Annotated in this window: 1 protein-coding gene; it reads right to left on the bottom strand. The window is 56.8% G+C overall.

The features are described from left to right. The coding region (locus tag FDX09_RS23870; protein WP_249359993.1) for a transposase at positions 1–227 on the bottom strand (227 nt) is incomplete at both ends.

Genomic DNA, 227 nt, shown 5'->3' with positions numbered 1-227 from the left:
CCAGTTGATGCTGCTCCAGCAGGTGGCGGAAATTCATGATGGTGGTGCGGTCCGGCAAGGCGCTATCCAGGGATAACCGGGCAAACAGACGCATGGAGGCGATTTCGTACAGAGCATCTTCCATCGCGCCATCGCTCAGGTTGTACCAATGCTGCATGCAGTGAATGCGTAGCATGGTTTCCAGCGGATAAGGTCGCCGGCCATTACCAGCCTTGGGGTAAAACGGC

This window comes from Citrobacter sp. wls717, from assembly GCF_005280955.1.
In the GTDB taxonomy this organism is placed as follows: domain Bacteria; phylum Pseudomonadota; class Gammaproteobacteria; order Enterobacterales; family Enterobacteriaceae; genus Citrobacter; species Citrobacter werkmanii.
The sequence above is the reverse complement of the archived record's forward strand: the minus strand, read 5'-3'. Positions and strand labels throughout refer to the sequence as shown.